At 70.7% G+C, this 1,473-nt stretch carries 1 pseudogene; it reads right to left on the bottom strand.

The annotated features are described in order from the left end of the window. Positions 1-464 (bottom strand): annotated as a pseudogene (locus KBX53_RS32700) (hypothetical protein); the annotation flags it as partial. Between the last annotated feature and the right edge of the window lie 1,009 nt (positions 465-1,473).

Genomic DNA, 1,473 nt, shown 5'->3' with positions numbered 1-1,473 from the left:
GTCAGGGTGTAGGTGCAGCCCTTGGCCAGCTCCAGTACGCCACCGTTCTCGTTGTTGGCGAACGTGATCGCCTGGATCAGCTTGTCGGAGTCGCACGGGACCTGTTTGGCGCGGTCCTTCTCGTCGTGCTTGCCGTCCTTGCCGTCTTTGCTGTCCTTGCCGGGGTGGTCGTCGAAGCCGCTCCAGTCGCCGCCGCTCCACTCGTCGTCCTGACCACCATCGCCCTTGGCGCCGCTCTTGTCCGCGCCGCCGTCGTCGCTGACGTTCTGCCGGTTGGTCGACGGCTGCGCGTCGGACACCTGGTCGGACTTCGGCTTGTCGTCTCGAGCGGCGACGCCGCCGAGCGCCGCCAGGCCGACCACCCCGGTCAACCCGGCCACACCGGCGACCCAGAGCGCCCGCCTTCGTCGTGTCGGCGGAGCTGTCGACGCCCCGCCGTCGGTACTCGTTACGTCGTTGGACATCAGAGCCTTCCGCCCTTTCCTGCTACAGACGGGATCGCATCGCCCGAGGCGCCACGACCGGCTACAAATGGGTTGTAGCCAACTGATCCCCACCGTATGAGAACCATCTTCGCGATGCGGACGGATCCGAGATAACCACACATTAGGCGCAGGGCGGACATGGGTCATCAACCCGTCCGGGCTGGCAGAAGAAGGCTGCTACCAGCACAAACGCCGACTGGCGGTGCGGCCGGTTCTGCCCCCGGGCCTAGCTCGGGCCGGCTCGGTGGGCCTCGTCCGGACCAGAGAGCCGTGGGCCTGTCGCGGGGTCGGATGTCACGGGGTGGCCCTGGTGTCGCGGGGGTGGCCTGGTGTCGCGGGGTTGCCGCGGGGTCGGCCTGTCTTGGGGTGGTCTGGTGGTGCGGGGGTCTGTCGCGGGGTTGGTGTGGCGCGGGGTTGGTGTGGCGCGGGGTTGGCCTGGTGCGGCGGGGTCTGTCGCGGGGTGGCCTTGTGGTGCGGGGGTCGGTCTGTCGCAGGGTGGCCTGCGGCGAGGTCGGGCCGACGGCGAGGTCGGGCCGACGGCGAGGTCGGGCCGACGGCGAGGTCGGGCCGACGGCGAGGTCGGGCCGACGGCGAGGTCGGCCGCCGCGAGGTTGAATGGCGATGACGTCGGGGGACGACGGTGTACGGCCGTCGCTGTCGCGGATGCGGCCGTCGCGGTGTGCGGATACCGAACACCGCTCGTCCCTGCAGCGTGATCCACTCGGTTTTCCTGATAACGCGGTATCCGAGCGACGCGGATGGCACGACTTCAAGAAAACCGAGTGGATCACGGGCGGGGCTCAACCCGGCCCTCAGGCGAGGGCCAGGCGGACCAGGGGCCACGTCCACATCCTGGCGGGGTGGGGCCAGACGGGCCAGGCCCCGGCCCGTCAGTCGACGGGCCGGGGCCTGGTGGGGCCGGAGCTCCGGTGGACCAGGGGCTGGGCGGGCAGGGTCCAGGCGGGCCAGGCCCCGGCCCGTCGACTGA

The organism is Micromonospora sp. M51, from assembly GCF_018070305.1.
Classification (GTDB): domain Bacteria; phylum Actinomycetota; class Actinomycetes; order Mycobacteriales; family Micromonosporaceae; genus Micromonospora; species Micromonospora parva.
The sequence above is the reverse complement of the archived record's forward strand: the minus strand, read 5'-3'. Positions and strand labels throughout refer to the sequence as shown.